The organism is Streptomyces crystallinus (assembly GCF_039521265.1).
GTDB classification, from domain to species: Bacteria; Actinomycetota; Actinomycetes; order Streptomycetales; family Streptomycetaceae; genus Streptomyces; species Streptomyces crystallinus.
Window position 1 is genome coordinate 105766 of sequence record NZ_BAAACA010000043.1, and the last position, 23007, is coordinate 128772.

Annotated in this window: 21 protein-coding genes; 15 read left to right on the plus strand and 6 right to left on the minus strand. The window is 72.7% G+C overall.

The features are described from left to right. Window positions 1-65 precede the first annotated feature (65 nt). The 6 genes from ABD236_RS29485 to ABD236_RS29510 all read left to right on the plus strand — a co-directional run bounded on the left by ABD236_RS29485 (window position 66) and on the right by ABD236_RS29510 (window position 7945). Window positions 66-461 (plus strand): TOBE domain-containing protein, encoded by a 396-nt coding sequence (locus ABD236_RS29485; protein WP_190093134.1) that lies wholly within the window; start codon window positions 66-68, stop codon window positions 459-461. A 180-nt stretch (window positions 462-641) separates the two neighbouring features. Further along, a complete protein-coding gene (modA, locus tag ABD236_RS29490) occupies window positions 642-1445 on the plus strand; it encodes a molybdate ABC transporter substrate-binding protein (protein WP_344078849.1) in 804 nt (267 codons plus the stop codon). Between the two features lie 73 nt (window positions 1446-1518). Beyond that, window positions 1519-3552 (plus strand): ABC transporter permease, encoded by a 2034-nt coding sequence (locus ABD236_RS29495; protein WP_344078851.1) that lies wholly within the window; start codon window positions 1519-1521, stop codon window positions 3550-3552. Window positions 3553-3805: 253 nt separating this feature from the next. Then, window positions 3806-4189, plus strand: a complete 384-nt coding sequence (locus ABD236_RS29500) for an ArsR/SmtB family transcription factor (protein ID WP_425543986.1) — start codon at window positions 3806-3808, stop codon at window positions 4187-4189. Beyond that, window positions 4173-6929, plus strand: a complete 2757-nt coding sequence (mgtA, locus tag ABD236_RS29505) for a magnesium-translocating P-type ATPase (RefSeq protein ID WP_344078854.1) — start codon at window positions 4173-4175, stop codon at window positions 6927-6929. Before ABD236_RS29500 ends, mgtA begins: the two co-directional genes overlap by 17 nt. Before the next feature lie 494 nt (window positions 6930-7423). Continuing rightward, window positions 7424-7945: a GNAT family N-acetyltransferase gene (locus ABD236_RS29510; protein WP_344078856.1), complete on the plus strand. Its 522-nt coding sequence runs from the start codon at window positions 7424-7426 to the stop codon at window positions 7943-7945. A gap of 16 nt (window positions 7946-7961) precedes the next feature. Here ABD236_RS29510 and ABD236_RS29515 read toward each other — a convergent pair whose 3' ends face one another. Next, window positions 7962-8393: a GNAT family N-acetyltransferase gene (locus ABD236_RS29515; protein ID WP_344078858.1), complete on the minus strand. Its 432-nt coding sequence runs from the start codon at window positions 8391-8393 to the stop codon at window positions 7962-7964. Window positions 8394-8628: 235 nt separating this feature from the next. Here ABD236_RS29515 and ABD236_RS29520 point away from each other — a divergent pair, with 235 nt between their 5' ends. Beyond that, window positions 8629-9417, plus strand: a complete 789-nt coding sequence (locus tag ABD236_RS29520) for a phosphodiesterase (RefSeq protein WP_344078860.1) — start codon at window positions 8629-8631, stop codon at window positions 9415-9417. Between the two features lie 240 nt (window positions 9418-9657). Then, on the plus strand, window positions 9658-10404 hold the full coding sequence (locus ABD236_RS29525) for a Mut7-C RNAse domain-containing protein (protein WP_344078862.1): 747 nt from the start codon (window positions 9658-9660) through the stop codon (window positions 10402-10404). A gap of 54 nt (window positions 10405-10458) precedes the next feature. Here ABD236_RS29525 and ABD236_RS29530 read toward each other — a convergent pair whose 3' ends face one another. Both ABD236_RS29530 and ABD236_RS29535 read right to left on the minus strand, forming a co-directional pair. Next, on the minus strand, window positions 10459-10938 hold the full coding sequence (locus tag ABD236_RS29530) for a MarR family winged helix-turn-helix transcriptional regulator (RefSeq protein WP_344078864.1): 480 nt from the start codon (window positions 10936-10938) through the stop codon (window positions 10459-10461). A 91-nt stretch (window positions 10939-11029) separates the two neighbouring features. Beyond that, the gene (locus ABD236_RS29535; protein ID WP_344078867.1) at window positions 11030-11608 is read right to left on the minus strand and encodes a TetR/AcrR family transcriptional regulator; all 579 of its coding nucleotides are present in this window, start codon (window positions 11606-11608) and stop codon (window positions 11030-11032) included. A 101-nt stretch (window positions 11609-11709) separates the two neighbouring features. Between ABD236_RS29535 and ABD236_RS29540 the strand changes: the two genes are divergently transcribed. Next, complete coding sequence (locus ABD236_RS29540) at window positions 11710-13341, plus strand: FAD-dependent oxidoreductase (protein WP_344078869.1); 1632 nt, start codon at window positions 11710-11712, stop codon at window positions 13339-13341. 26 nt (window positions 13342-13367) lie between these two features. Here ABD236_RS29540 and ABD236_RS29545 read toward each other — a convergent pair whose 3' ends face one another. Further along, window positions 13368-13793, minus strand: a complete 426-nt coding sequence (locus ABD236_RS29545; RefSeq protein WP_344078871.1) for a hypothetical protein — start codon at window positions 13791-13793, stop codon at window positions 13368-13370. Window positions 13794-14202: 409 nt separating this feature from the next. Between ABD236_RS29545 and ABD236_RS29550 the strand changes: the two genes are divergently transcribed. The 3 genes from ABD236_RS29550 to ABD236_RS29560 all read left to right on the plus strand — a co-directional run bounded on the left by ABD236_RS29550 (window position 14203) and on the right by ABD236_RS29560 (window position 16335). Beyond that, window positions 14203-14538 carry a YnfA family protein gene (locus ABD236_RS29550; protein WP_344078873.1) on the plus strand — a complete coding sequence of 112 codons (336 nt, stop codon included), beginning with the start codon at window positions 14203-14205 and terminating at the stop codon, window positions 14536-14538. A gap of 91 nt (window positions 14539-14629) precedes the next feature. Continuing rightward, on the plus strand, window positions 14630-15394 hold the full coding sequence (locus tag ABD236_RS29555) for an SDR family NAD(P)-dependent oxidoreductase (RefSeq protein WP_344078875.1): 765 nt from the start codon (window positions 14630-14632) through the stop codon (window positions 15392-15394). Between the two features lie 131 nt (window positions 15395-15525). Further along, entirely contained in the window at window positions 15526-16335 is an 810-nt protein-coding gene (locus ABD236_RS29560; RefSeq protein WP_344078877.1) for a hypothetical protein, read from the plus strand. 44 nt (window positions 16336-16379) lie between these two features. Here ABD236_RS29560 and ABD236_RS29565 read toward each other — a convergent pair whose 3' ends face one another. Beyond that, complete coding sequence (locus tag ABD236_RS29565; RefSeq protein ID WP_344078879.1) at window positions 16380-17573, minus strand: RtcB family protein; 1194 nt, start codon at window positions 17571-17573, stop codon at window positions 16380-16382. A 245-nt stretch (window positions 17574-17818) separates the two neighbouring features. Between ABD236_RS29565 and ABD236_RS29570 the strand changes: the two genes are divergently transcribed. From ABD236_RS29570 to ABD236_RS29580, 3 genes are all read left to right on the plus strand, one after another. Continuing rightward, window positions 17819-18703, plus strand: a complete 885-nt coding sequence (locus ABD236_RS29570; protein WP_344078881.1) for a DUF3558 domain-containing protein — start codon at window positions 17819-17821, stop codon at window positions 18701-18703. Between the two features lie 77 nt (window positions 18704-18780). Then, window positions 18781-19530: a DUF3558 family protein gene (locus ABD236_RS29575; RefSeq protein ID WP_344078883.1), complete on the plus strand. Its 750-nt coding sequence runs from the start codon at window positions 18781-18783 to the stop codon at window positions 19528-19530. A gap of 120 nt (window positions 19531-19650) precedes the next feature. Beyond that, window positions 19651-20919, plus strand: a complete 1269-nt coding sequence (locus ABD236_RS29580; RefSeq protein ID WP_344078885.1) for a DUF2637 domain-containing protein — start codon at window positions 19651-19653, stop codon at window positions 20917-20919. Between the two features lie 258 nt (window positions 20920-21177). Here the strand turns inward: ABD236_RS29580 and lysS are convergent, their stop codons facing one another. Beyond that, the gene (gene lysS / locus ABD236_RS29585) at window positions 21178-22920 is read right to left on the minus strand and encodes a lysine--tRNA ligase (protein WP_344078887.1); all 1743 of its coding nucleotides are present in this window, start codon (window positions 22918-22920) and stop codon (window positions 21178-21180) included. Between the last annotated feature and the right edge of the window lie 87 nt (window positions 22921-23007).

The window sequence follows — 23007 nt, forward strand, 5'->3', positions numbered from 1 at the left end:
ATCTGCGATGTGCATACGCCCAAAGCATCTGTATTTGCGACCCGAACTGGCCTACCTTGTCGCACATGCAGTCCTACACGATCGGCCAGGCCGCCCGCCTGCTCGGAGTCAGTCCCGACACCGCCCGCCGCTGGGCGGACGCGGGGCGCGTCGCCACCCACCGCGACGACAGCGGTCGCCGTCTCATCGACGGCCGTGACCTGGCCGCGTTCTCCGTCGAGGTCGCCCAGAACGGCACCGGCGAGGACGACGTCTCGTACACCTCGGCCCGCAACGCCTTCCCGGGCATCGTCACCGCCGTGAAGCTCGGCGACGTGGCCGCCCAGGTCGAGATCCAGGCCGGTCCGCACCGGCTGGTCTCGCTGCTCACCCGCGAAGCCGTCGAGGAGCTGGGGCTGGAGGTCGGCATGCAGGCCACCGCCCGCGTGAAGTCGACCAGCGTGCACATCGACCGCGCTTGAGGGACACCGCACAAGAACACACCGCCCAGGACCCACCTGCCCAGGACCCACCTGCTCAGGACCCACCCGCTCAGGGGCGTCCCTGTACGTCCCGGTACGTCCCCGTGGTCCATCCACGTCCACGTTCCCCGCGGCGTCGCCGTCACCGGCGCGGCTCAGCACCCAAGGAGATCCGTCCCCATGGCCCCCTTCCTCACCCGGCGCCGCGCCGCGGCCGCCGTCGTCACCGCCGCCCTGCTCGTCCCCCTCGCCGCCTGCTCCAAGGACGACGACAAGAAGAACGACCCGGCCACCGCGAAGAGTTCCGGCGGCGCGCCGTCCGCGAAACTCACCGTCCTCGCCGCCGCCTCGCTCACCGACGTGTTCAAGACGGCCCGCGCCGCGTACGAGAAGGCGCACCCGGGCACCAGGGTGACGTTCTCCTTCGCCGGTTCGCAGGAGCTCGCCGCGCAGGTCAAGCAGGGCGCCCCGGCCGACGCCCTGGTCACCGCCGACACCAAGACCATGGACGGGCTGAAGGCGGACACCGGCGCCGCCACCGTCATCGCCCGGAACCGGCTCGTCATCGCGACCGGCAAGGGCAACCCGAAGAAGGTCGGCGCGCTGGCGGACCTGGCCGACACCAAGCTGAAGGTCGTGCTCGCCGCGCCCGAGGTGCCGGTCGGCCGCTACAGCAAGAAGGTGCTGGACGCGCAGAAGATCACGGTCAGGCCGGTCTCGCAGGAGCCGAACGTACGGGCCGTGCTGACCAAGGTCGAGCTCGGCGAGGCCGACGCGGGCATCGTCTACAAGACGGACGCCGCCTCCGCCGACGGCAAGGTCGACGCCGTGGAGATCCCGGACGCCCAGAACGCGGTGGCCCAGTACCCGGCCGCCACCCTGAAGGCCTCCAAGAACGCCGACGCGGCCGCCGCGTTCGTACAGTGGCTCAGCAGCCCCGAGGCGCAGAAGATCCTCCAGGACGCGGGCTTCCAGAAGCCGTGACCCCCCTGCCGGGGTCGCCCGTTGCGCACGGGGGGCGCGACGGGCGGCCCCGCACCACTCCCAGGACTCCACGATGAAGAACAGCACCCGCTCGTACCGCTGGAACAGGGGCGCCCGCTCCGGCCAACTGCGCGCCCCCCTCACGCTCCTGGTGCCCGCGCTGCTCGCCGTGGCGTTCCTGCTGATGCCGCTCGTCGGCATCCTGGCCCGCACCTCCTGGAGCGACCTCGGTACGCATCTGAGCAGCCCGGGCGTGACCGAGGCGCTGCGGCTGTCGCTGGTCGTCTCGTTCTGGGCGCTCGGTCTGTCCCTGCTGCTCGGGGTGCCGCTGGCGTGGCTCCTCGCGCGCGTGGACTTCCCCGGCAAGGCGCTGGTGCGCTCGCTCGTCCTGCTGCCGATGGTGCTGCCGCCGACCGTCGGCGGTGTGGCGCTGCTGCTCGGCTTCGGGCGGCGCGGGCTGCTCGGGCCGTGGCTGGAGGACACGTTCGGCATCACACTGCCCTTCCACACCTCCGGCGCGGTGGTCGCCGCCACCTTCGTGGCCATGCCGTTCCTGGTCATCAGCCTGGAGGGCGCGCTCGGCGGCCTGCGCCCCCGCTACGAGGAGACGGCGGCCTCGCTCGGCGCCTCCCCGTTCCGGGTGTTCCTCACCGTCACGCTGCCGATGGTCGCGCCCGGTCTGGCCGCCGGGGCCGCGCTGACCTGGGCGCGCGCGCTGGGCGAGTTCGGCGCCACGATCACCTTCGCGGGCAACCTCCCGGGCACCACCCAGACCCTCCCCCTCCAGGTCTATCTGCTCCTCCAGAACTCCCCCGAGGCCGCCACCTCCGTCTCCCTGCTGCTGCTCGCGATCGCGATGGCGGTACTGGTCGCGCTGCGCGGGCGCTGGACGGGCGGCGGGACGCATTCCGCATCCGCACGTTCCGTATCCGCACGTTCCGGAGCCGTACGCTCCGCCTCCGCACGCTCCGCCTCCGTAAGCTCCGGAGCCGCCTCGTCTACGGAGGAGAGCCCCGCGTATGAGGACGAGGCTGGCCGGCCCACCGCCACCGCGCCGCCCGCCGCCTCCGCGAAGTGGGCGCTGCACGCCGAGGTCAGCGGGTTCACCGAACTCACGCTGGACGCCGAGCCAGGCACCACCATCGCCGTCGTCGGCGAGAACGGCGCGGGCAAGACCACGCTCCTGCGCGCCCTGCTCGGACTCACTCCACGCGCGCGTGCCCACCTGCGCCTGGGCGACCAGGACGTCACCGGCCTCGCGCCGCACCGGCGCGGGGTCGCCTGGGTGCCGCAGGACGGCGCCCTGTTCCCGCATCTGACGGCGCTCGCCAACACGGCGTACGGGCTGCGCGCCCAGGGCGTCGCGCGCGCCGAGGCCCGGCGCGAGGCGCAGGCGTGGCTGGACCGGCTCGGCGTGGGCCGCCTCGCCCACCGCAGGCCCGGCCAGCTCTCCGGCGGCCAGGCCCAGCGGGTCGCGCTGGCCCGGGCGCTCGCGGCCCGGCCCCGGCTGCTGCTGCTCGACGAGCCGCTCGCGGCCCTCGACCAGACGACCCGCGCGCACGTCCGGCACACCCTGCGCACCCATCTCGAGGGCTTCGGCGGAGTCTGTCTGATCGTCACCCACGACCCGGTCGAGGCGGTGTCGCTGGCGGACCGCGTGCTCGTCCTGGACGGCGGACGCGCCCTCCAGGACGCACCGCCCGCCGAGGTCACCCGCCATCCGCGCTCGCCCTGGGTGGCCCGGATGCTCGGCCGCAACGCCTGGCCGGGCGAGGCCCGTGCGGACGGCCTCGCACTGCCCGGCGGCGGCCGGATCGTCGCGGCCGAGCAGCTGCCCGCCGGGAGCCGGGCGCTGGCGATCGTCGCGCCGGAGTCGGTCTCGGTCCACCGCGAGCGGCCCGGCGGCAGCCCCCGCAACACCTGGCCCGGCACGGTCCGCGAGATCACCGCGACCGGCAGCCGGCTGCGTGTCCTGATCGGCTCGCCGGGCGTCCCGGACCTGGTCGCGGAGATCACTCCGGAGGCGGCGGCGGAGCTGGGCCTGGCGGAGGGCGTGGCGGTCTGGTCGAGCGTGAAAGCGACTGAGGTCACGCTAGTGGCGCTGTAGGGCGGCGGCACGGCCCGCACGGCGGCATGGCCGCTTGGTGGCTCGGCGGCTCAGCGGCTCGGCACCTTGGCTGCACGGCTGCACGGCTGCACGGCAGCTCGCGGAGGCGACCGCCGAGTACGCGCCGCACGCCTGTCTCTCGGATCTCGCCTGGTCGCCGGGGCCGGCACGCACGTCTGCGGCGGTGTCAGTGGCCGCCCCTAGACTGGTCCGCCTGACCTCATTCGCGTACGGACACGGGCAGGAGGCGCCGGTGAAGAAGCTGGGCAGCGCGTCGGGCGACGTGCCCGCCGACCCGTCCGCCGACCCGTCCGCCGAGCTGCTCGGCGAGGCCGCCGGGGTCTTCGGGCTGCTCGCCTCGCCCGCGCGGCTGCACATCGTCTGGGCGCTCAGCCACGGCGAGTCGGACGTGACCGGGCTCGCCGAGCGCGTCGGCGGGGCGCTGCCCGCCGTCAGCCAGCACCTGGCGAAGCTGAAGCTCGCCGGTCTGGTCCGCTCCCGCCGCGAGGGCCGCCGGGTGGTCTATCTGGTGGACGACCCGGAGGCGGCCGAGCTGGTGCGCTGGCTCGTGGCGCGCATGGGCGACCGGCTGGGGGCCGAAGCTCCCCAGGGACTGGTCCGTGACCTGGGCGCCTGAGCGGCGGACCCCGCTACAGGTGTTGCGCGCACTCGACTCCGGGCCGCGCGGACTGCTGGACTCCGAGGCCGACGCCCGCCTCGCGCGCGACGGCGAGAACGTCCTGCCCACCCGGCGCCCCCCCTCCTGGCCGCTCCGGCTGGTCCGCAGTCTGCGCGACCCGTTCACGGCGGTGCTCGCCTCACTCGCCGTGGTCTCGGCGCTGGTCGCCGCGTGGGGCACGGCCGCCGTGATCGCGGTGCTGGTGGCGGTGAGCTGCGCCCTGCGGGCGGCGGGCGAGTACCGGGCGGACCGCTCGGCGGCCGGGCTGCGCGAGCTGGTGGCGACCACGGCGACCGTGCTGCGCCGGGCGGGCCCCGACGAGGACCCGGTGCCGCGCGAGGTCCCGGTGGACCAGGTGGTGGTGGGCGATGTGGTCCGGCTGGGGCCGGGCGACCTGGTCCCGGCGGATCTGCGGCTGCTGCGGGCGACGGGCCTGACGATGCACCAGGCAGCGCTGACGGGCGAGTCGGCGCCGGTACGCAAACATCCGGTGGACGAGCCGTATCCGGTGCGCGGGGGCCGGGCTGCCGAGCCGCATCCTCTACGGAGGCAGCCGGTCGACGGGCCGTATGCCGTACGCGTGCGACAGGCCGACGAGTCCTCTCCGGCACGCGAGCACGAGCCCGCTGCCCCGCCCCCGCCTCCGCCTCCGCCCGGCACCGGCTTCGACCGCCCCGAGCTGTGCTTCCAGGGCAGCAGCGTGGCCTCCGGCAGCGGTACGGGAGTGGTCGTCGCGACCGGCGCGGACACCCGGTTCGCGGCGGCCCACGGCGGGCGCGGTGGGCGCGGCGGGGCGGGCGACGGCGGCCGGGGACGGGGCAAGGGCCGGAGCAAGGGGGCGGTGCTCGGAGGTGATCGCCGTACGACCGCCTTCGACCGTTCCGTGTACGGCATCTCCTGGATCCTGATCAGATTCATGCTGCTCACGCCGCCGCTCGTCCTGATGGTGAACGCGGCGCTGCGCGGGCGCGGCCTGGAGACCCTGCCGTTCGCCGTGGCGGTGGCCGTCGGGCTGACCCCCGAGATGCTGCCAGTGATCGTCACCACGGCGCTGGCCAGGGGCGCGGCCACCCTGGCCCGTACGCACGAGGTGATCGTCAAGCGGCTGCCCGCGCTGCACGACCTGGGCGCCGTCGACGTCGTCTGCGTCGACAAGACCGGCACCCTCACCCAGGACCGCCCGGTCCTGGACTGCGCCTTGGACGCGACGGGCGCCGAGGACCCGGACGTGCTGCGCTGGGCGGCCGCCAACAGCCTGTGGACACTCCAGCTCGCCGAGCTGCCCGCCGCCGACGCCCTCGACGAGGCCCTCCTCGACGCCGCCGAGCTGCGGCTGCCGGGCGGGCTCGACGCGCTGGAGCACGACCCGGTCGCGGCCCTCCCCTTCGACCCCGTGCGCCGCCTGTCCACCGCCGTCGTGCGCACCCCGGACCGCCTCGGCAGCCACACCCTCATCGTCAAGGGAGCGGTCGAGGAGGTCCTGGAGCGGTGCGCGCTCGGCGCCGGGGAGCGCTCCCGTATCGGCGCGCTGGCCGCCGCCCGCGCCGAGGACGGGCTGCGGGTGCTGGCCGTGGCCCGCGCCGAACGGCCCGCGCGGACGCGCGCGTACACGACGGCCGACGAGCGCGGGCTCACCTTCGTCGGCCTGGTGGGGCTGCGCGACGCGACCGCCGAGACGGCGGCGGCCGCCCTGACCGCGCTGGCCCGCAGCGGCGTCGAGGTCAAGGTCCTCACCGGCGACCACCCCGGTACGGCCGCGCGCGCGTGCCGCGAGCTGGGCCTGGCGCCCGGGCAGGTGGTCACGGCCGACCGGGCCGACGCCCTCGGCGACGCCGACCTGGCCGAACTGGCGGCCCGCAGCACGGTGTTCGCGCGCTGCACGCCCGAGCACAAGGCCCGGATCGTACGGGTGCTGCGCGAGCGCGACCACGTCGTCGGCTTCCTCGGCGACGGCGTCAACGACCTCCCCGCGCTGCGCGCCTCGGACGTCGGGATCTGCCCGCGCGACGCGGTGGACGTGGCGCGCGAGTCGGCGGACGTGGTGCTCGCGGCGAAGGACCTCACGTCCCTGGACCACGCCATCGCGGCGGGCCGCCGGGCCGGGGGCACGATCGCGCGCTACCTCCGCATCACGCTCTCGTCCAACTTCGGCAACGTCATAGCCATGCTGACGGCCGGGCTGCTGCTGCCGTTCCTGCCCATGCTCCCCGCGCAGGTCCTGGTGCAGAACCTGTGCTTCGACGGGGCGCAGCTGGCGTACGCGTACGACCGGCAGGACGCGGCCCGTCGTCCGCTGCGGCTGCGGCCGCGCGAGGTCCTGCGGTTCGTGGTGGGATTCGGGCTGCTGAACGCGGCGGCGGACCTGGCGACGTTCGCGGTGCTGGCGTGGACGGTCGGGGGCCACACCCAGGCGGGCTTCCACGCCGGCTGGTTCACGGAGAACCTGCTGACCCAGGCCCTGGTGATGCTCCTGCTCCATCCCGGCCGGCCACGCGGCCCGGTCTCCTGGGCGGCGACCGCCCTGGCGGGGGCGGGCCTGCTGCTGCCGCTTACGGGGGTGGGGGCGGTGCTGGGGATGGGGGGGCTGCCGGGGGTTTATTACGGGCTGGTGGGGGTGGTGTTGGTGTTGTACGCGGGGGCGCTGGCCTGGGGCGGCCGCCTCCACCGGGGGTTTGCCCCCACCCCGCCCCTTCCCTAAACCCTCCGGGGGCAGGCGGGGACGAAGCCACCTCTCCCGGGTCTACGACGCCCCCCGGACCCCGGGCGGGGGCTACGCCCCCTGCACCCCGTTTCGCGGGCCTGCGGCCCTACGCACCCCGTTTCGCGTTTGCCTGCGGGCCGGTGGCGGGCTGATCGCGCAGTTCCCCGCGCCCCTAGGGGGCCGGCCGCAGCCGGAGAACCCAGCTCAGCCACCAGGCCGTCAAGGCGCGGGCCGGCCAGAGAACTAAGCTCAGCCACCAGGCTTTTAGGGCGCGGGTCGGCCGGAGAACCCAGCTCAGCCACCCGGCTTTTAGGGGCGCGGGGAACTGCGCGACCAGCCCGCCACCGGCCCGCAGACGCACAACAGCCGGGGCGCAGCCCGCGAAAAGTCGCCTCAACCCGCCACCCGCCCCCGGAGGGTTTAGGGAAGGGGCGGGGTGGGGCCAATACCACCGTGGAGCCAATGTCACAGCCGCCACCTACAGTCGCCCCATGGACATCCCCCTCACCCTCACCCCCTGGTCCCCCGACGACCTCCCCCTCCTCCACCACTCCAACTCCCCCGCCATGACCGCCCACACCGGCGGCCCGGAAGACGAGGAGAAGCTGACGGCCCGCCAGCAGCGATACGTCGCGCTGAGCCACCGCGACCCCACCGAGGGCAGGATGTTCCGGATCTCGCTCACCGAGACCGGCGAGGCCGTCGGGTCCGTGGGGTACTGGCCCCGCGAGTGGCAGGGCAGGCCGGTGTACGAGACGGGGTACGGGATCCTCCCCGAGTTCCAGGGGCGCGGGCTCGCCGTCGCCGCCCTCGTGGCCGTCGCCAAGGCAGCCCAGGAGGCAGGCGGCCCGAGGGAGCTGCACGCCTACCCGTCCGTCGACAACCCCGCCTCGAACGCCGTGCTGCGCAAAGCCGGCTTCCGCCTCCTCGGCGTGGTCGAGTTCGAGTACCCGCCGGGCCATCTGCTCACATCCAACGACTGGTGCCTGGACCTGGAGGCCCAGACCACCTGACCCAGCCCGCCGCGACTCAGTCCAGCTTCTTGTCGAAGTTGAACGCCGTGACCGCCATCCGCTCCCGGAAGTAGAACCGGTGCGCGTCCGTCCGGTGCGTCCCCGAGTCCAGGTTCAGCGACGTGCACCCGGCGGCGCGCGCGATCTTCTCGACATGGGCGAGCAGCGCGTGGCCGACCCCCTGCGAGCGCGCCGTCTCGGCCGTCACCAGGTCGTCCACGTACAGCTTCCGCACCGCGACCGTGGTGGCGACGATCCGCCACCCGGCCGCGCCGACGCACACCCCGTCCTCGCCGTACGCGGCGGAGAAGCGCAGCCCCTGCCCGTACCCCTCGGCGTAGATCTCGCCGAACAGGCTCTCCGTGAGGTGCGGGCGCAGCTCGCGAAGGACCGGCAGCAGGTCGTCCACCAGGCGCGGGTCGCCCGGCTCAAGGTCGATGATCTTCATCGAAGCACTGTAGGCACGCCGCGCCCCACGTGGCCAGCCCCGCCCCGGACCCCGCCCCGGACCAGGCCACCGACCCGCGATCGGCCCTTGTCCGCACCCCCGGGCACCCCCTAGAGTCCTTACGTCCTAATGGACATGGCCGCTCTAACCATTAGCCCCACGCCGTTAGCCCAACCTCGCCAGCCCAACGCCGTTGGCCCAACGCCTCACTCTCCATCAGCTCCCAGGGGGACCCGTGCTGCTTGCCCACATCAGCGATCTGCATGTCGACGGGGGCGCGCGAGCCGCGGAACGCGTCGCGCGGGTCGTCACGTACATCAACGCCATGCACCGCCGCCCGGACGCCGTCCTCGTCACCGGCGACATCGCGGACCACGGCACTCCGGCCGAGTACGCCGAGGCCGCCGAACTGCTCGCCCGTATCGAGGCGCCCGTCCTGACCTGCCCCGGCAACCACGACGACCGAGCCGCGTACCGCAAGGGCCTGCTCGATCTGCCGGGCGAGCCGGGCGGGGCGGACCCGGACCCGTACGCACCGATCAACCGCCTGCACCAAGTGGGCGATTACGCGATCCTGATGTGCGACTCGACGATCCCCGGCGAGGACGGCGGCGCCCTGGACGACGCCACCCTGGAGTGGCTGGGCCGTACGCTCGACTCGCTCGGCGACACCCCGGCGCTGATCGCCTTCCACCACCCGCCGACCGTGATCCACCACGAGTACCTGGACTCGATCAACCTCGACGACGCCGACCGGCTGGCCGGGCTCCTCGCGGGGCGCGCCCACGTGCCCGCCCTGCTCGTCGGCCACGCCCACACCTCCGCCGCGACCACCTTCGCCGGGCTGCCTTTGCTGATCGCACCGGGTGTGACCTCGACCCTGCGGATGCCGTGGGAGGCCGGAGAAGGCCTGGTCGACATCGTTTCGCCGCCCGGCGTCGCGTTCCACGTGCTCGACGAGGACCGGCGGATCACAACGCACTTCCGGGTCGTCGAACGCCCCGAGGAGCACGCCGCCCGGTAACTCCACCCCGTCCCGGTAACTCCACCTCGTCCCGGCAACTCCGCCCCGCAAGGAAGGGCCCACCGGAACCCCTTGACCGGTGGGCCATCGACGCCACCCTGCCACCCTGCTGCCCCTACCCGCAGCCGCCCGGGCCCGGAGCGCGCCCCCTCCAAAGCCCCCCGAAGCCCCCCGAAGCCTCCCTCCAGAGCCCCTCCCAATACGTGGCTCCCGTCCGCCCCCCAATGGCATCCTGGCCCCGTGAACGGACCGGAGATCCACTGTCGATTCGCCCCCGAGCTGCACCTGTTCGTCCCGGCGGAGCGCCGCGCGGGACGTACGGCCGTGGCCACGGACGGCTCGTCCACGCTCGGCCATGTCGTCGAGTCGCTCGGCGTCCCGCTGACCGAGGTGGGGCGGCTGCTCGTCGACGGCCACCAGGTGCCCGTCTCCCACATCCCGCGCGCCGGCGAGAGCGTCGAGGTGTGCGCCGTCGAGCGCCCCCAACAGGTGCCGGGCGCCCCGCTCCGCTTCCTCCTCGACGTCCATCTCGGCACGCTGGCACGCCGGTTGCGGCTGCTCGGTGTCGACGCGGCGTACGAGAGCGAGGACATCGGCGACCCCGCGCTCGCCACCCTCTCCGCGACCGAACAGCGGGTGCTGCTCTCCCGGGACCGGGGGCTGCTGCGGCGCCGTGAGCTCTGGGCGGGCGCGTACGTCTACAGCCACCGCCCCGAGGACCAACTGCGCGACGTACTGGAGCGGTTCGCACCCGTCCTCGCGCCCTGGACCCGCTGCACCGCGTGCAACGCGCCGCTGCGGGAGGCCGACAAGGACTCCGTGCGCGAGCTCCTGGAGCACGGGACGCGCAGCGCGTACGACGCCTTCGCCCAGTGCACGGCGTGCGAGCGCGTGTACTGGCGCGGCGCCCACCACGCCCGCCTGGAGGCGATCGTCGAGAACGCCATGGCGGAGTTCGGCGGGGCGGCGGCCACCGGCGGGCCCTGACGACGGGTCAGGCGCGACGGCAGGCCGAGGCTGAGGCCCTCGGTCCGGCCGCCTTCAGAGGCGACCGCTCCTGAGCCGCTCGATCTGCGCGCCGGAGAGATCCACCGTCCGTCGCATATGGGCGATGAGCAGCTCGATCTCGCCGTCGTCGTACGCGTCGAACATCTCGAACCACGCCCCGTTCAGCTTCCCCCACACCGCGCCGAACTCGGCCATCCGCTCGGGCACCGCCTCGACCAGCACCTTGCGCCGGTCCTCGGTGTCGCGGCGGCGCGTGACGTATCCGGCCTTCTCCAGCCGGTCGACGAGCCGGGTCGCCGAGCCGGTCGTGAGCCCGGTCAGCTCCGCGATCCGCCCCGTGGTGACCGGCCCGGGTTCCAGTCCCAGCAGGTTGAGGCACTGGAGGTCGGTCGGGTGCAGGCTCAGATGGTCCGCGAGCGCCTGGTTGAACAGGGCGTACGAGGCCATGTAGCGGCGTGACGCGACGCCGAGCTCCGTCATGAGGCGGACCCGGCCGTCCTTCTTCTGCGGCATGCAGAGATTGTACGGCGCAGGGGCCAGGGCGTCACGACGCCTCCGTCGGCGTCACGGCGCCTTCGTTGACGTCACGGCGCCTTTGTCGACGTCACGGCGCCTCCGCCGTCAGATAGCGCTGCACGGTCGGCGCGAGCCAGGCAATCACCTCCTCGCGGGTCATCTCCACGGCGGGCGGGAACTCCAGCACATAGCGCGCGAGCGCCATCCCGAGCATCTGCGAGGCGGCCAGGGCGGCCCGGCGCGGCGCGTCGGCGGGGTCGGGGCACATCCCGGCCACGACCGGCCCCAGCTGCTCGCCGAGGACGGACCGCAGCCGCTCGGCCCCGGCCGCGTTGGTGACGCCGACGCGCAGCATCGCGGTCAGCACGTCGTCGCCCTCCCAGCGGTCGAGGAAGTGCCCGACGAGGACGGCCCCGATGTGCTTGTCCGGCAGCGCGCCCAGGTCGGGGAAGCGCAGGTCCAGTTCGGAGGCGGCGGCGAACAGGCCCTCCTTGTTCCCGTAGTAGCGCATCACCATCGACGGGTCGATGCCCGCGTCACGGGCTATGGCGCGGATGGTCGCCCGCTCGTACCCGTCGGCCGCGAAGCGCTCGCGGGCGGCTTCGAGGATCGCGGCCTTGGTGGCGTCGGAGCGGCGGGGCCCGGCGGTGGGGGCGTCGGTCTTCATGCCAACAACTGTAGGCCAACAAGTGTTGACACGCCAGATCCGGCGGCTCTATATTTGCCAACAAGCGTTGACCAACAAGCGTTGGCACCCCGGAGGTCGTCATGCACGGCACCAGCACCACCCCTGCCCGCACCGCCGATGTGCTCGTCGTGGGCGCCGGTCCGACCGGGCTGCTGCTCGCCGGTGACCTCGCGTCGGCGGGCCTGAGCGTCACACTCATAGAGCGCCGCCCGCGCGGCACGAGCACGATGACCCGGGCCTTCGGCGTCCACGCCCGCACGCTGGAGCTGCTCGACGCCCGGGGTCTGGCGGACGACCTGGTCGCCACCGGCACCACGGTCGACCGGATGAGCCTGTTCCGCCACCTCTCCCTCGACCTGAACCGCCTGCGCTCGCGCTTCCCGTACCTCCTGGTGACACCGCAGTACGAGGTGGAGCACCTGCTGGAACGCCGGGCGCGGGAGGCGGGGGTGGAGTTCCGCTACGAGACAGAGCTGCGGGGCCTGCTGCAGGACGAGGACGGGGTCACGGCAGAGGTCAGGACGACCGGGGCCGGCTCGGCCGGGCCCGGGGTTGAGGCCGAGGCCGAGCCGGCCGGGACCGGGGTCAGGGCAGCCGGGGCCGGGGCGGCCGAGCGCGAGGCTCGCGGGGAGGGTGCGGACTCCACACTCCGCGCCCGCTACCTCGTCGGCGCCGACGGCGTCCGCAGCGCCGTGCGCCACGCCCTGGGCCTGCCCTTTCCCGGCACCTCGGTGATCCGCTCCATCGTGCTGGCCGACGTGAAGCTCGCCGAGAAGCCCGGGGATTCGCTCAGCGTGGCGGGCTCGGACGAGGCCTTCGCCTTCGTCGTCCCCTTCGGTGACGGCTATTACCGGGTGATGGGGTGGAACAGGAAGCACCAGGTCCCCGACAGCGCCCCGATCGACCTCGACGACGTCCGCGACATCGCCCGCCAGGCCCTGGGCACGGACCTCGGCATGCACGACGCCCGCTGGCTCTCGCGCTTCCACAGCGACGAGCGCCAGGTCCCCCGGTACCGGACGGGCCGCGTCTTCCTCGCGGGCGACGCCGCGCACGTCCACTCCCCGGCGGGCGGCCAGGGCCTCAACACCGGCATCCAGGACGCCGCCAACCTCTCCTGGAAGCTCGCCGCCGTACTGCGGGGCGACACCCGAGAGCCGGAGACGCTGCTCGACAGCTACCACGAGGAGCGCCACCCGGTGGGCGCGGCGGTGCTGCGCACCAGCGGCGCGATCGTCCGGCTCGCCATGGCACACAACCCCGTACAGCACCTGGCCCGTTCACTCGTGACCCGTCTCCTCAACGGGGTGCGCCCCGCGCGGGACAAGGCGATGGGCCGGATCAGTGGGATCGGGATCGCCTACCCGGCGGGGCGCGGCGCCCACCGCCTCACGGGGAAGCGCGCCCCTGACCTGGCACTGCCGGAGGGACGGCTGTACGAGCTGCTGCGCGAGGGCGAGTTCGTCCTGGTGACCCCGGAGGACGGGCGGCCGCCGACCCCGCTCACGGCCACGGCCACAACCCCCACGGCCCCGGCGGCCGCCCGGCGGGTCATACGGGCGCACTGGAGCGGCGCCCGCCGCACGACGCTCCTGGTCCGCCCCGACGGCTATGTGGCGTGGGCGAGCGAGACCCCGGACACCGCCGCGCTCGACGAGGCCCTGCGCCGCTGGACGGGCGAGCGGGAAGGGGTGGCCGCGCGGCGGGGGTAAGGACCCCGCTCCACCCGCGCCCCCGCTCAGTACGCGTACTTGTCCCCGGTGGCGGGCGCCAGGACCCGGTGGGTGTTGTTGGCCGGGTTGTGGTCACCCGCCCCACCGCTCCAGGAGGTGCTGATGTTCACGACGACCTCGGCCGGGTTGCCCGCCACACTAAGATCCAGCGCGATCGGCCGCCCCGCCCCGGCGGGCCGCATCGCGCCCGTGGAGCACAGCACGGTCTCCGGGCTGCCCCGCAGGCACCCCGGCGGCAGCGGCTCGACACCGGTCAGCGGACTGGAGAACCGCAGCCGCAGGGTGGCGTCCGGGACGGCGGTGGGCCCGTGGTTCGACGGCTCGACCCAGACCCCGACGCGCCCGGCCCACAGGGAGATGTGCCCGTGGTAGGCGATATCGGCCTCGGCGCCGGGGGCGACGGGCGCGAGGGCGTTCGGACCGGAAGCCACCGCGCCGGAAGCCACCGCGCCGGAAGCCACTGCACCGGGGGCCGCCGGAGCGACGGCCTCCGGGCCGACGGAACTCGGCCCCGAAGCCACCCCGGCCTGCCGCACAGCACCAGCCACCGGCGCGACACCGACACGTCCACCCATACGTCCCACGGGGTCACCCACTCCCCCATGGGCGGCGCCACCATGGGCCACGCCCGCCGAGAGCGACAGCCCGCACACCGTCACCAGCACGGCGGCGACAGCTCCCACCGACAGCCCCCCGAACCGCCCGAACCGCCCGAACCCCGCACGCAACCCACTACGCATCCCGCCACGCAACCCACTATGCATCCCGAACATGCCCGAAAGGTACCTTTAACGTCTTATATTCCTGGGTTGCCACCCCGAAGCGTGCGAGTCTGTCCGCATGCTCGTCGCCCGCTCCGTCCTCCTGTTCCTCCTCGCGGCCGTGCTCGAGATCGGCGGGGCCTGGCTCGTCTGGCAGGGCGTCAAGGATCACCGGGGCTGGCTCTGGATCGGCGCCGGGGTCATCGCACTCGGTGTGTACGGGTTCGTGGCGACCCTTCAGCCGGACGCCGAGTTCGGGCGGGTGCTGGCCGCGTACGGCGGGGTGTTCGTCGCGGGCTCGCTGGCCTGGGGCGCGGTCGCCGACGGCTACCGCCCGGACCGCTGGGACGTCACCGGCGCGCTGATCTGCCTGGCCGGAATGGCCGTGATCATGTACGCGCCGCGCGGCCGCTGAGCACGGCGCGACGGCCGCCCCCGGCACCCCGGCCCGCACCCCGCCCGGCCTATCCTGGCCGCATTCCGATCATTCGCGCGAGGAGTACGCCATGACCGCCACCGGGACCCCCATCGCCGTCGTCACGGGCGCGAGCAGCGGTATCGGCGCCGCCACCGCGCGGCAACTGGCCGCCGCCGGCTACCGCGTGGTGCTCACCGCGCGCCGCAAGGACCGCATCGAGGCGCTGGCCGCCGAGATCAACGAGGCGGGTCACCAGGCCACGGCGTACGCCCTGGACGTCACCGACCGCGCGGCGGTCGACGCCTTCGCCGGCGCCTTCCGCACGGTCGGCGTCCTCGTCAACAACGCGGGCGGCGCGCTCGGCGCCGACCCCGTCGCCACCGGCGACCCGGCCGACTGGCGCCAGATGTACGAGACGAACGTCATCGGCACCCTCAACGTCACCCAGGCCCTGCTCCCCGCCCTCGACGCCTCCGGCGACGGCACGGTCGTGATCCTCTCCTCGACGGCGGGCCACGCCACGTACGAGGGCGGCGCGGGCTATGTCGCCGCGAAGAACGGCGCCCGCGTCATCGCCGAGACCCTGCGCCTGGAGATCGTCGGCCGCCCGGTCCGCGTGATCGAGATCGCCCCCGGCATGGTCAAGACGGAGGAGTTCGCCACGACCCGCTTCCGCGGCGACAACGAGAAGGCGGCGAAGGTCTACGCGGGCGTGGCGGCCCCCCTGACGGCCGACGACGTAGCGGAGACGATCACCTGGGCCGTCACCCGCCCACCCCACGTCAACATCGACCTCCTGGTGGTCCGCCCCCGCGCCCAGGCCTCCAACACGAAGGTGCACCGGGAGCTGTAGCCCGCAGCGTTTCGCCGTCGGCCCCTCAGGACGGGCCGACGGCGCACACCGAGAAGGCTCACGCTCGCCAGTTCGAGTGACGGCCGACCGTTTCCATGCAGCCATCCGGCAGGGCGTTCGAGCATCTCCCCATGACCTTCATGGACCTCGAAGACCCGCGTTACGCCTACATGTTCGGCTTCCTCCAGGCTGACGGCCACCTCGCCCAAGGCACAGGCCAGAAGGGCCGCCTCACGGTCGAGATCAGCCACCGCGACATCGGCATCCTGGAGGAGTTCCAGCGGCTCACGCCGTACAGCAACACGATCCGGGAACGTACGCGGACCACGAACTTCTCCGAGTCCCACCGCTCCGCGATCTGGACGCTCTGCTCGCTCGAAGCCCGCACGACACTCGTTGAGGCCGGGCTCCCGTACGGGCGCAAATCGACCCGCATCAAACCGCCGAGAACAGCCTTCTCACGCCCCGACTACCTACGCGGCGTCATCGATGCGGACGGCTCCGTCGGCTTCACGGGCAAGGGCTTCCCGTTCATCTCACTCACCACGGCCAGTACAGCCATCGGCGCCTACCTCTGCCACTACGCGAAGAAGGTCACCGGCACCGAACGCCTCATCGCGCGCAACGCCCGCGACGGCATCTACAACGTCTTCTACACCATGGAACCGGCTCAGGCCCTGGCTGCACACCTGTACTACCCGGGTTGCCTTTCTTTAGAGCGCAAGCGAGCCACAGCCGACTCGCTCAGCGCATGGGCCCGCCCGCCCGGAATGCGAGCGCCTCACACGCGGCGCCGCTGGAAGGAGTGGGAGGACCGGAAGCTGCTGGAGCTCAACGACAGCACTGCGGCCTCAGAGGAACTCGGGCGGACCGAGATGAGCTGCTCGCTCCGCCTATGGCGCCTGCGCACCGGAAAAGCCCCCATGCCGAACCCCAGGTAGCCAGAAGGCCGGAGCCGCCCAGCGCGGCTCCGGCCTTGCAGGGTTCAGCCCTTCACACACACGACCTGCTTCAGCTTGGCGACGACCTCCACCAGGTCCCGCTGCTGGTCGATGACCTTCTCGATCGGCTTGTACGCGCCGGGGATCTCGTCCACCACACCGGAGTCCTTGCGGCACTCCACGCCCCGCGTCTGCTCCTCCAGGTCCCGCGTCGTGAACTTCCGCTTCGCGGCGTTCCGGCTCATCTTGCGGCCGGCGCCGTGCGAGGCGGAGTTGAAGGACGCCGCGTTCCCGAGGCCCTTCACGATGTACGAGCCGGTGCCCATCGAGCCCGGGATGATCCCGTAGTCCCCCGAGCCGGCGCGGATCGCGCCCTTTCGGGTGACCAGCAGGTCCATGCCGTCGTACCGCTCCTCCGCCACGTAGTTGTGGTGGCAGGAGATGACCTCACCGAAGGTCACCTTGGCTTTCTTGAACTCCCGGCGTACCACCTCCTGCGAGAGCGCCATCATGATCGCGCGGTTGTACTTCGCGTACTCCTGCGCCCAGAAGAGGTCGTTCCGGTACGCCGCCATCTGCGGGGTCTCAGCGATGAAGACGGCGAGGTCGCGGTCGACCAGGCCCTGGTTGTGCGGCAGCTTCTGCGCCTCCCCGATGTGGAAGTCGGCGAGCTCCTTGCCGATGTTCCGGGACCCGGAGTGCAGCATGATCCAGACCGAATTGTTCGAATCGAGGCAAAACTCCCAAAAGTGGTTGCCCGCTCCGAGTGTTCCCATTTGCTTCATGGCCCGCTCACGACGGAACTTCACCGCATCCGCGATCCCCCCGAACCGCCCCCAGAAGTCGTCCCAGCCCCCCGTGGCGAAGCCGTGGAAGCGGGTCGGGTCCACCGGGGCGTCGTGCATCCCGCGGCCGACCGGGATCGCCTCCTCGATCTTGGAGCGGAGGCGGGAGAGGTCGCCGGGGAGGTCGTTCGCGGTCAGGGACGTCTTGACCGCGGACATTCCGCAGCCGATGTCGACGCCGACCGCCGCCGGGCAGACCGCTCCGTGCATCGCGATGACCGAACCGACCGTGGCGCCCTTGCCGTAGTGGACGTCCGGCATGACGGCCAGGCCCTTGATCCACGGCAGGGTGGCGACGTTGCGCAGCTGCTGCATCGCGCCGCCCTCGACCGTCGTCGGGTCCGCCCACATCCGGATCGGGACCTGTGCGCCCGGTACCTCTACGTACGACATGATTCCTCGTCTCCCCCGAGTCTCCCGTGTCTCCCGCGTCTCCACAGTCACCCGTTGTGGGTGATTGGACCGGATTTCCCGAAACATCCCTTTGCGCCATCATGCGCCTGGTGCGCAAAAACCGTCACCAAAGCCCACAAACAGGACAGTGGACCGGCGTTCACGGCAGCGCGTGCGATAGACATTGTGTCCAGCCGCCGCACTGCGGCGGCAACCGCTTTTCTCCCGAAAGGAGCCTGGGAACCGTGCAGCGAAAGGCGTACGTGCCCGGTGTGGCGCTCCTCGTGGCGCTGGTCGCGGGCTGCTCCTCGGGCTCCGGCACCGACGGCACCGCCACGGACTCCAAGGCGGGCGTACCCAAGGCGGCCGCCGCGCCGCCCGGCCGGTACCGCACGCTGCCCGAGCCGTGCCGGGCCGTGAACAAGGGCGTCCTCAAGGACATGCTGCCGGGCGCCGCCGAGCTCCCGGACGAGCAGCGGACGAAGGCGTACGCGGGGGCCGCCGAGCTCACCTACGACACGGACCGCCGCGTGGGCTGCCGCTGGAAGGACGAGGCCCCGGACGGGGTGCGCCGGCTGTACGTCGACTTCGAGCGGGTCGTCTCGTACGACCCGGCCGTCAGCGACGACGACCGGGCGAAGAACGTGTACGGGAAGAAGGAGTCGGCCGCCAAGCTGCCCACGCCGAAGGACGGCGGCAAGGACGCGACCCGCCCGGGCGGCGGCGCGGGGGCCGCGGGCGGTGGCACCGGCAAGCCGGGAACCCCGTCCGCCAAGCCGTCCGCGAACTCCTCCGCCGGGCTGCACGTCCAGACCCGGGCGGCCTCCCCCACCCCGCCGGCGTCCTCCGCGCCGCCCGCCGGAGCCCCCGGCGGCGCCCCCGAGGGCCTCCAGCCGCGTATCCTCTCCGGGCTCGGCGACGCGGCGTATCTGGACGACGTGCTCACCGCGAGCGGGTCGGCCGTCCAGCGCCGTACCGTCACCGTCGTCTTCCGTACGTCCAATGTGATCGTGACCGTCGAGTACGCGGAACAGCCCACCGCCACGAACGCCTCCGCCCCCGACAGCCAGGAACTCCAGGAGAAGACCCAGGCCCTGGCGGCCAAGCTCGCCGAGCTCTTCGGCGAGTGAGCCCGCCGGGCCGCCCGAGCGACCCCGACATGCGAATGCGAACAGCAAGCAGCGACAGCGAAGGAACGCAGAGAACCATGCACCGACCCGCCCCCGCCACCGCCCCGCGCACGCGGCTCGCCCGTGTGCTCGCCTGCGCCGCCGTCCCCGTGATGCTGGTCGCCGTCGGCTGCTCGGACTCCGACGACGGGAAGAAGCAGGACTCGGGGGCCTCGTCCTCGGCGGCCACGCCGAGCGGCAAGCAGTCCTCGTCGCCGTCGGTGGCCCCGGCCAAGTACGCCAAGCTGCCCGACCCGTGCAAGGCGCTGGCCCAGAAGACGATCGAGGATCTGGTGCCGAAGGCGAAGTCGAAGTCGGGTACGGCGGGCAAGTCGACGGATGTGTCCTCGCAGGGCACCTGCTCGTGGAACGGCCTGGACGACAAGGGTGTGAAGGGCTCGCAGTACCGCTGGCTGGACGTGTCGTTCAAGCGGTACGGCTCGGACGCGGCGATCGGCAGCGGCGACCAGCGCGCGGGCAAGGAGTACGCCCGGCTGGTGACCGCGTCGAAGGCGGCGGACGGCGCCAAGAACGTGAAGGCGACGGCGGTCAGCGGCATCGGTGACGAGGCGACCGCGATCAGCTACGACCTGAACAAGACCGACGAGGACTTCAAGTACGCGGTGATCGTGGCCCGTACGGCGAACGCGGTGGTCCTGCTCGACTACAACGGGGCGGGCTACCAGGGCGCGGACGCGCCGGACGCCGGGGATCTGATGAAGGACGCGCAGAGCGCCGCCAAGGAGGCGGTGGCCTCGGTCGCGACGGCCAACGGGGCCAAGCAGTAGCGACAGCAGCCGGTAACGAGCCGGGTTCGATACGGAGTCCTGCCCTCCCCTGTGGGCGGGACTCCGTATTCATGTGCCAGGCTTTGCGCGCCGGTTGTCGACAACGGAGGGGGATCGCGGGTGGCCGCGACGCAGCTGACGCGCACGCATCGCATACTCATCGGGGTGGTGGTCGCGGGTGCGGTGATCATTGCCGGGATCGGGTTCGCGGGTTCCTACGCGGCGGTGCGCGCGCTCGCGGAGAAGAAAGGTTTCGGGAACTTCTCCCTCGTCTTCCCGATCGGTATCGACGCGGGTATCTGTGTGCTTCTGGCGCTCGACCTGCTGCTGACGTGGATCCGTATCCCGTTCCCGCTGCTGCGGCAGACGGCGTGGCTGCTGACCGCCGCCACGATCGCCTTCAACGGCGCGGCCGCCTGGCCCGACCCGCTGGGCGTGGGCATGCACGCGGTGATCCCGGTGCTGTTCGTCGTCGCCGTCGAGGCCGCGCGCCACGCGGTCGGGCGCATCGCGGACATCACCGCCGACAAGCACATGGAGGGCGTCCGCCTCACCCGCTGGCTGCTCTCGCCCGTTCCCACGTTCCGGCTGTGGCGCCGGATGAAGCTGTGGGAACTGCGCTCCTACGAGCAGGTCATCAAGCTGGAGCAGGACCGGCTCGTCTACCGCGCCCGCCTCCAGGCCCGCTACGGGCGCGCCTGGCGCCGCAAGGCGCCCGTCGAATCGCTGATGCCGCTGCGCCTGGCCCGCTTCGGGGTGCCGCTCGCGGAGACGGGCCCCGCGGGGCTCGCCGCCGCCGGGATCGAGCCGACGCTGCTGCCGACGGCTCCGCCGGTGACGCCGGTGGTGAGTGCGACGCCGCAGCCGGTCGAGCTGCCGGCCTCCCCCGTGCCGGTTGCGGAGCCAGCGCCCGCGCCCGCTCCCGCTCCCGCGCCCGCTGCTCAGCAGGAGTACGTCCAGCAGCCGCCGCAGGAGGAGGGGCCGGCCGAGAGCCCCTGGTTCGCGGCGCAGCAGCTGTCCCAGGAGGCGTACGAGGGCACGTACGACCCTCAGTACGTCGAGGGTCTGGAGCCGACCCCGGTGATGGTCCCGTCCGGGCCGGGCCGTACCCGCCCGCTGGGCAACGCACCGGAGCCGCAGGCGGCGCAGCCGCCGGTGTACGCGGAGGAGGCGGCGCCGGAGGATGTGGCGTTCGCGGACCTGGCGTACAAGGTGTTCGTCGAGTACGTGAACGAGCTCAGCGACTATCCGACGGTGGAGGCGCTGGAGATACACCTGGCGGACGGCCAGGGGGTGACGCATCCGCGCGGTGCGGCGCTGCTGCGGCGGCTGATGCCGGAGTTCAAGCAGCGCTACCACGCGGAGCTGGAAGCGGAGCACATCGCATAGTGCCCGGCCTTCGTCTGCGACCCCCGTTTTGGCCCGGCCTTCGTCTGCGGCTGAGTGGTGGGCTGATCGCGCAGTTCCCCGCGCCCCTTAGGTAGTCCCCGGCAGCCGGGAACTCAGCTCAGCCACAGCCGTTTTTAGGGGCGCGGGGAACTGCGCGACCAGCCCGCCACGGCCCGCGGACACCTCACAGCCCCGCGCCCCGGACTACCCAGGGGCGCGGGGAACTGCGCGACAAGCCACAGACCACCCGCAGACGGACTACGCCGCCAGCAGCTTTCGCACCCGGTCCGCGCCCACGGCAAGCAGCAGCGTAGGCAGCCGCGGCCCCGTGTCCCGGCCCACCAGCAAGTGGTACAGGAGCGCGAAGAACGTCCGCTGCGCCGTCTTGATCTCCGGCGGGAGCTCCTTCGGCGTGGCGTCGGCCGAGAACCCGGCCTGGACCTTCGGCACGCCGTACACCAGGTGCGTCAGACCGTCGAGCGACCAGTGGTCGTCGAGGCCGTCCACCAGGAGGCGCAGCGACTCGCGGGCCGCCTCGTCCAGCGTGCCGAGCAGCTCCGTGTCGGGCGTCTCGCGCACCACGGTCCGCTGATCGGCGGGGACCTGCGTGTTGATCCAGGCCTCGGCCTTGTCGAGCCGCGGGCGGACCTCGTCCAGGGAGGACAGCGGGTTCGCCGGGTCCAGGTCGCTGAGGATCCGGACGGTCTGCTCGTCGTGGCCGGCGGTGATGTCGACGACCGAGGCGAGCGTGCGGTACGGCATGGGGCGCGGCGTGCGCGGCAGCTCACCGGCGGCCGTGCGGGCGGCCCGCGCGTGGGCGGCGGCGTCGGCGGGCAGCGCGCTGCCGTCGGCGACCTTGGCCTCCAGCTTGTCCCACTCGTCGTACAGCCGCTGGATCTCCTGGTCGAAGGCGATCTTGAAGGACTGGTTGGGGCGGCGCCGCGCGTACAGCCAGCGCAGCAGCTGCGGCTCCATGATCTTCAGCGCGTCGCCGGGGGTCGGCACGCCGCCCTTGGAGGAGGACATCTTGGCCATGCCGCTGATGCCGACGAACGCGTACATCGGGCCGATCGGCTGCTCGCCGCCGAAGATCGACACGATCTGGCCGCCGACCTGGAACGAGGAGCCGGGCGAGGAGTGGTCGACGCCCGAGGGCTCGAAGATCACGCCCTCGTACGCCCAGCGCATCGGCCAGTCGACCTTCCAGACCAGCTTGCCGCGGTTGAACTCGCTGAGCCGGACGGTCTCGGCGAAGCCGCACGCGGAGCAGGTGTAGGTCAGCTCCGTGCTCTCGTCGTCGTACGCGGAGACGACCGTGAAGTCCTTGTCGCAGCCGCCGCAGTACGGCTTGTACGGGAAGTAGCCCGCCGAGCCGGTGCCGTCGTCCTCGGCGGCCGCGCCGGAGCCCTCGGCGGCCTCCAGCTCGGCCTCGTCGACGGGCTTCTGGCCCTGCTGCTTCTTGGCGGGGGCCTTCTTGGTGCGGTACTGCTCCAGGATCGCGTCGATGTCGCCGCGGTGCTTCATCGCGTGCAGGATCTGCTCGCGGTAGACGCCGGAGGTGTACTGCTTCGTCTGGCTGATCCCGTCGTACTCGACGCCGAGCTCGGCCAGGGCCTCGGTCATCGCGGCCTTGAAGTGCTCGGCCCAGTTCGGGTGCGCCGAGCCCGCCGGGGCCGGGACCGAGGTGAGCGGGCGGCCGATGTGCTCGGCCCAGGACTCGTCGATGCCGGGGACGCCGTTCGGCACCTTGCGGTACCGGTCGTAGTCGTCCCAGGAGATCAGGTGGCGCACCTCGTACCCCCGGCGGCGGATCTCGTCCGCGACCAGGTGCGGGGTCATGACCTCGCGGAGGTTGCCCAGGTGGATCGGGCCGGACGGGGAGAGTCCGGACGCGACGACGACCGGTTTGCCAGGCGCACGACGCTCCGAGTCGGCGATGACCTCGTCCGCGAAACGGGAGACCCAGTCGGTCTCGGTGCTGCTCTGAGCCACGGTCGGCACGTCCTTCTTTCAGTTACGCCTTGAAGAGGCTGGCCCGCCCATTGTCCCAGACGGAACCACCCCCTCCGGGGTTGCGTGTATTCCCGG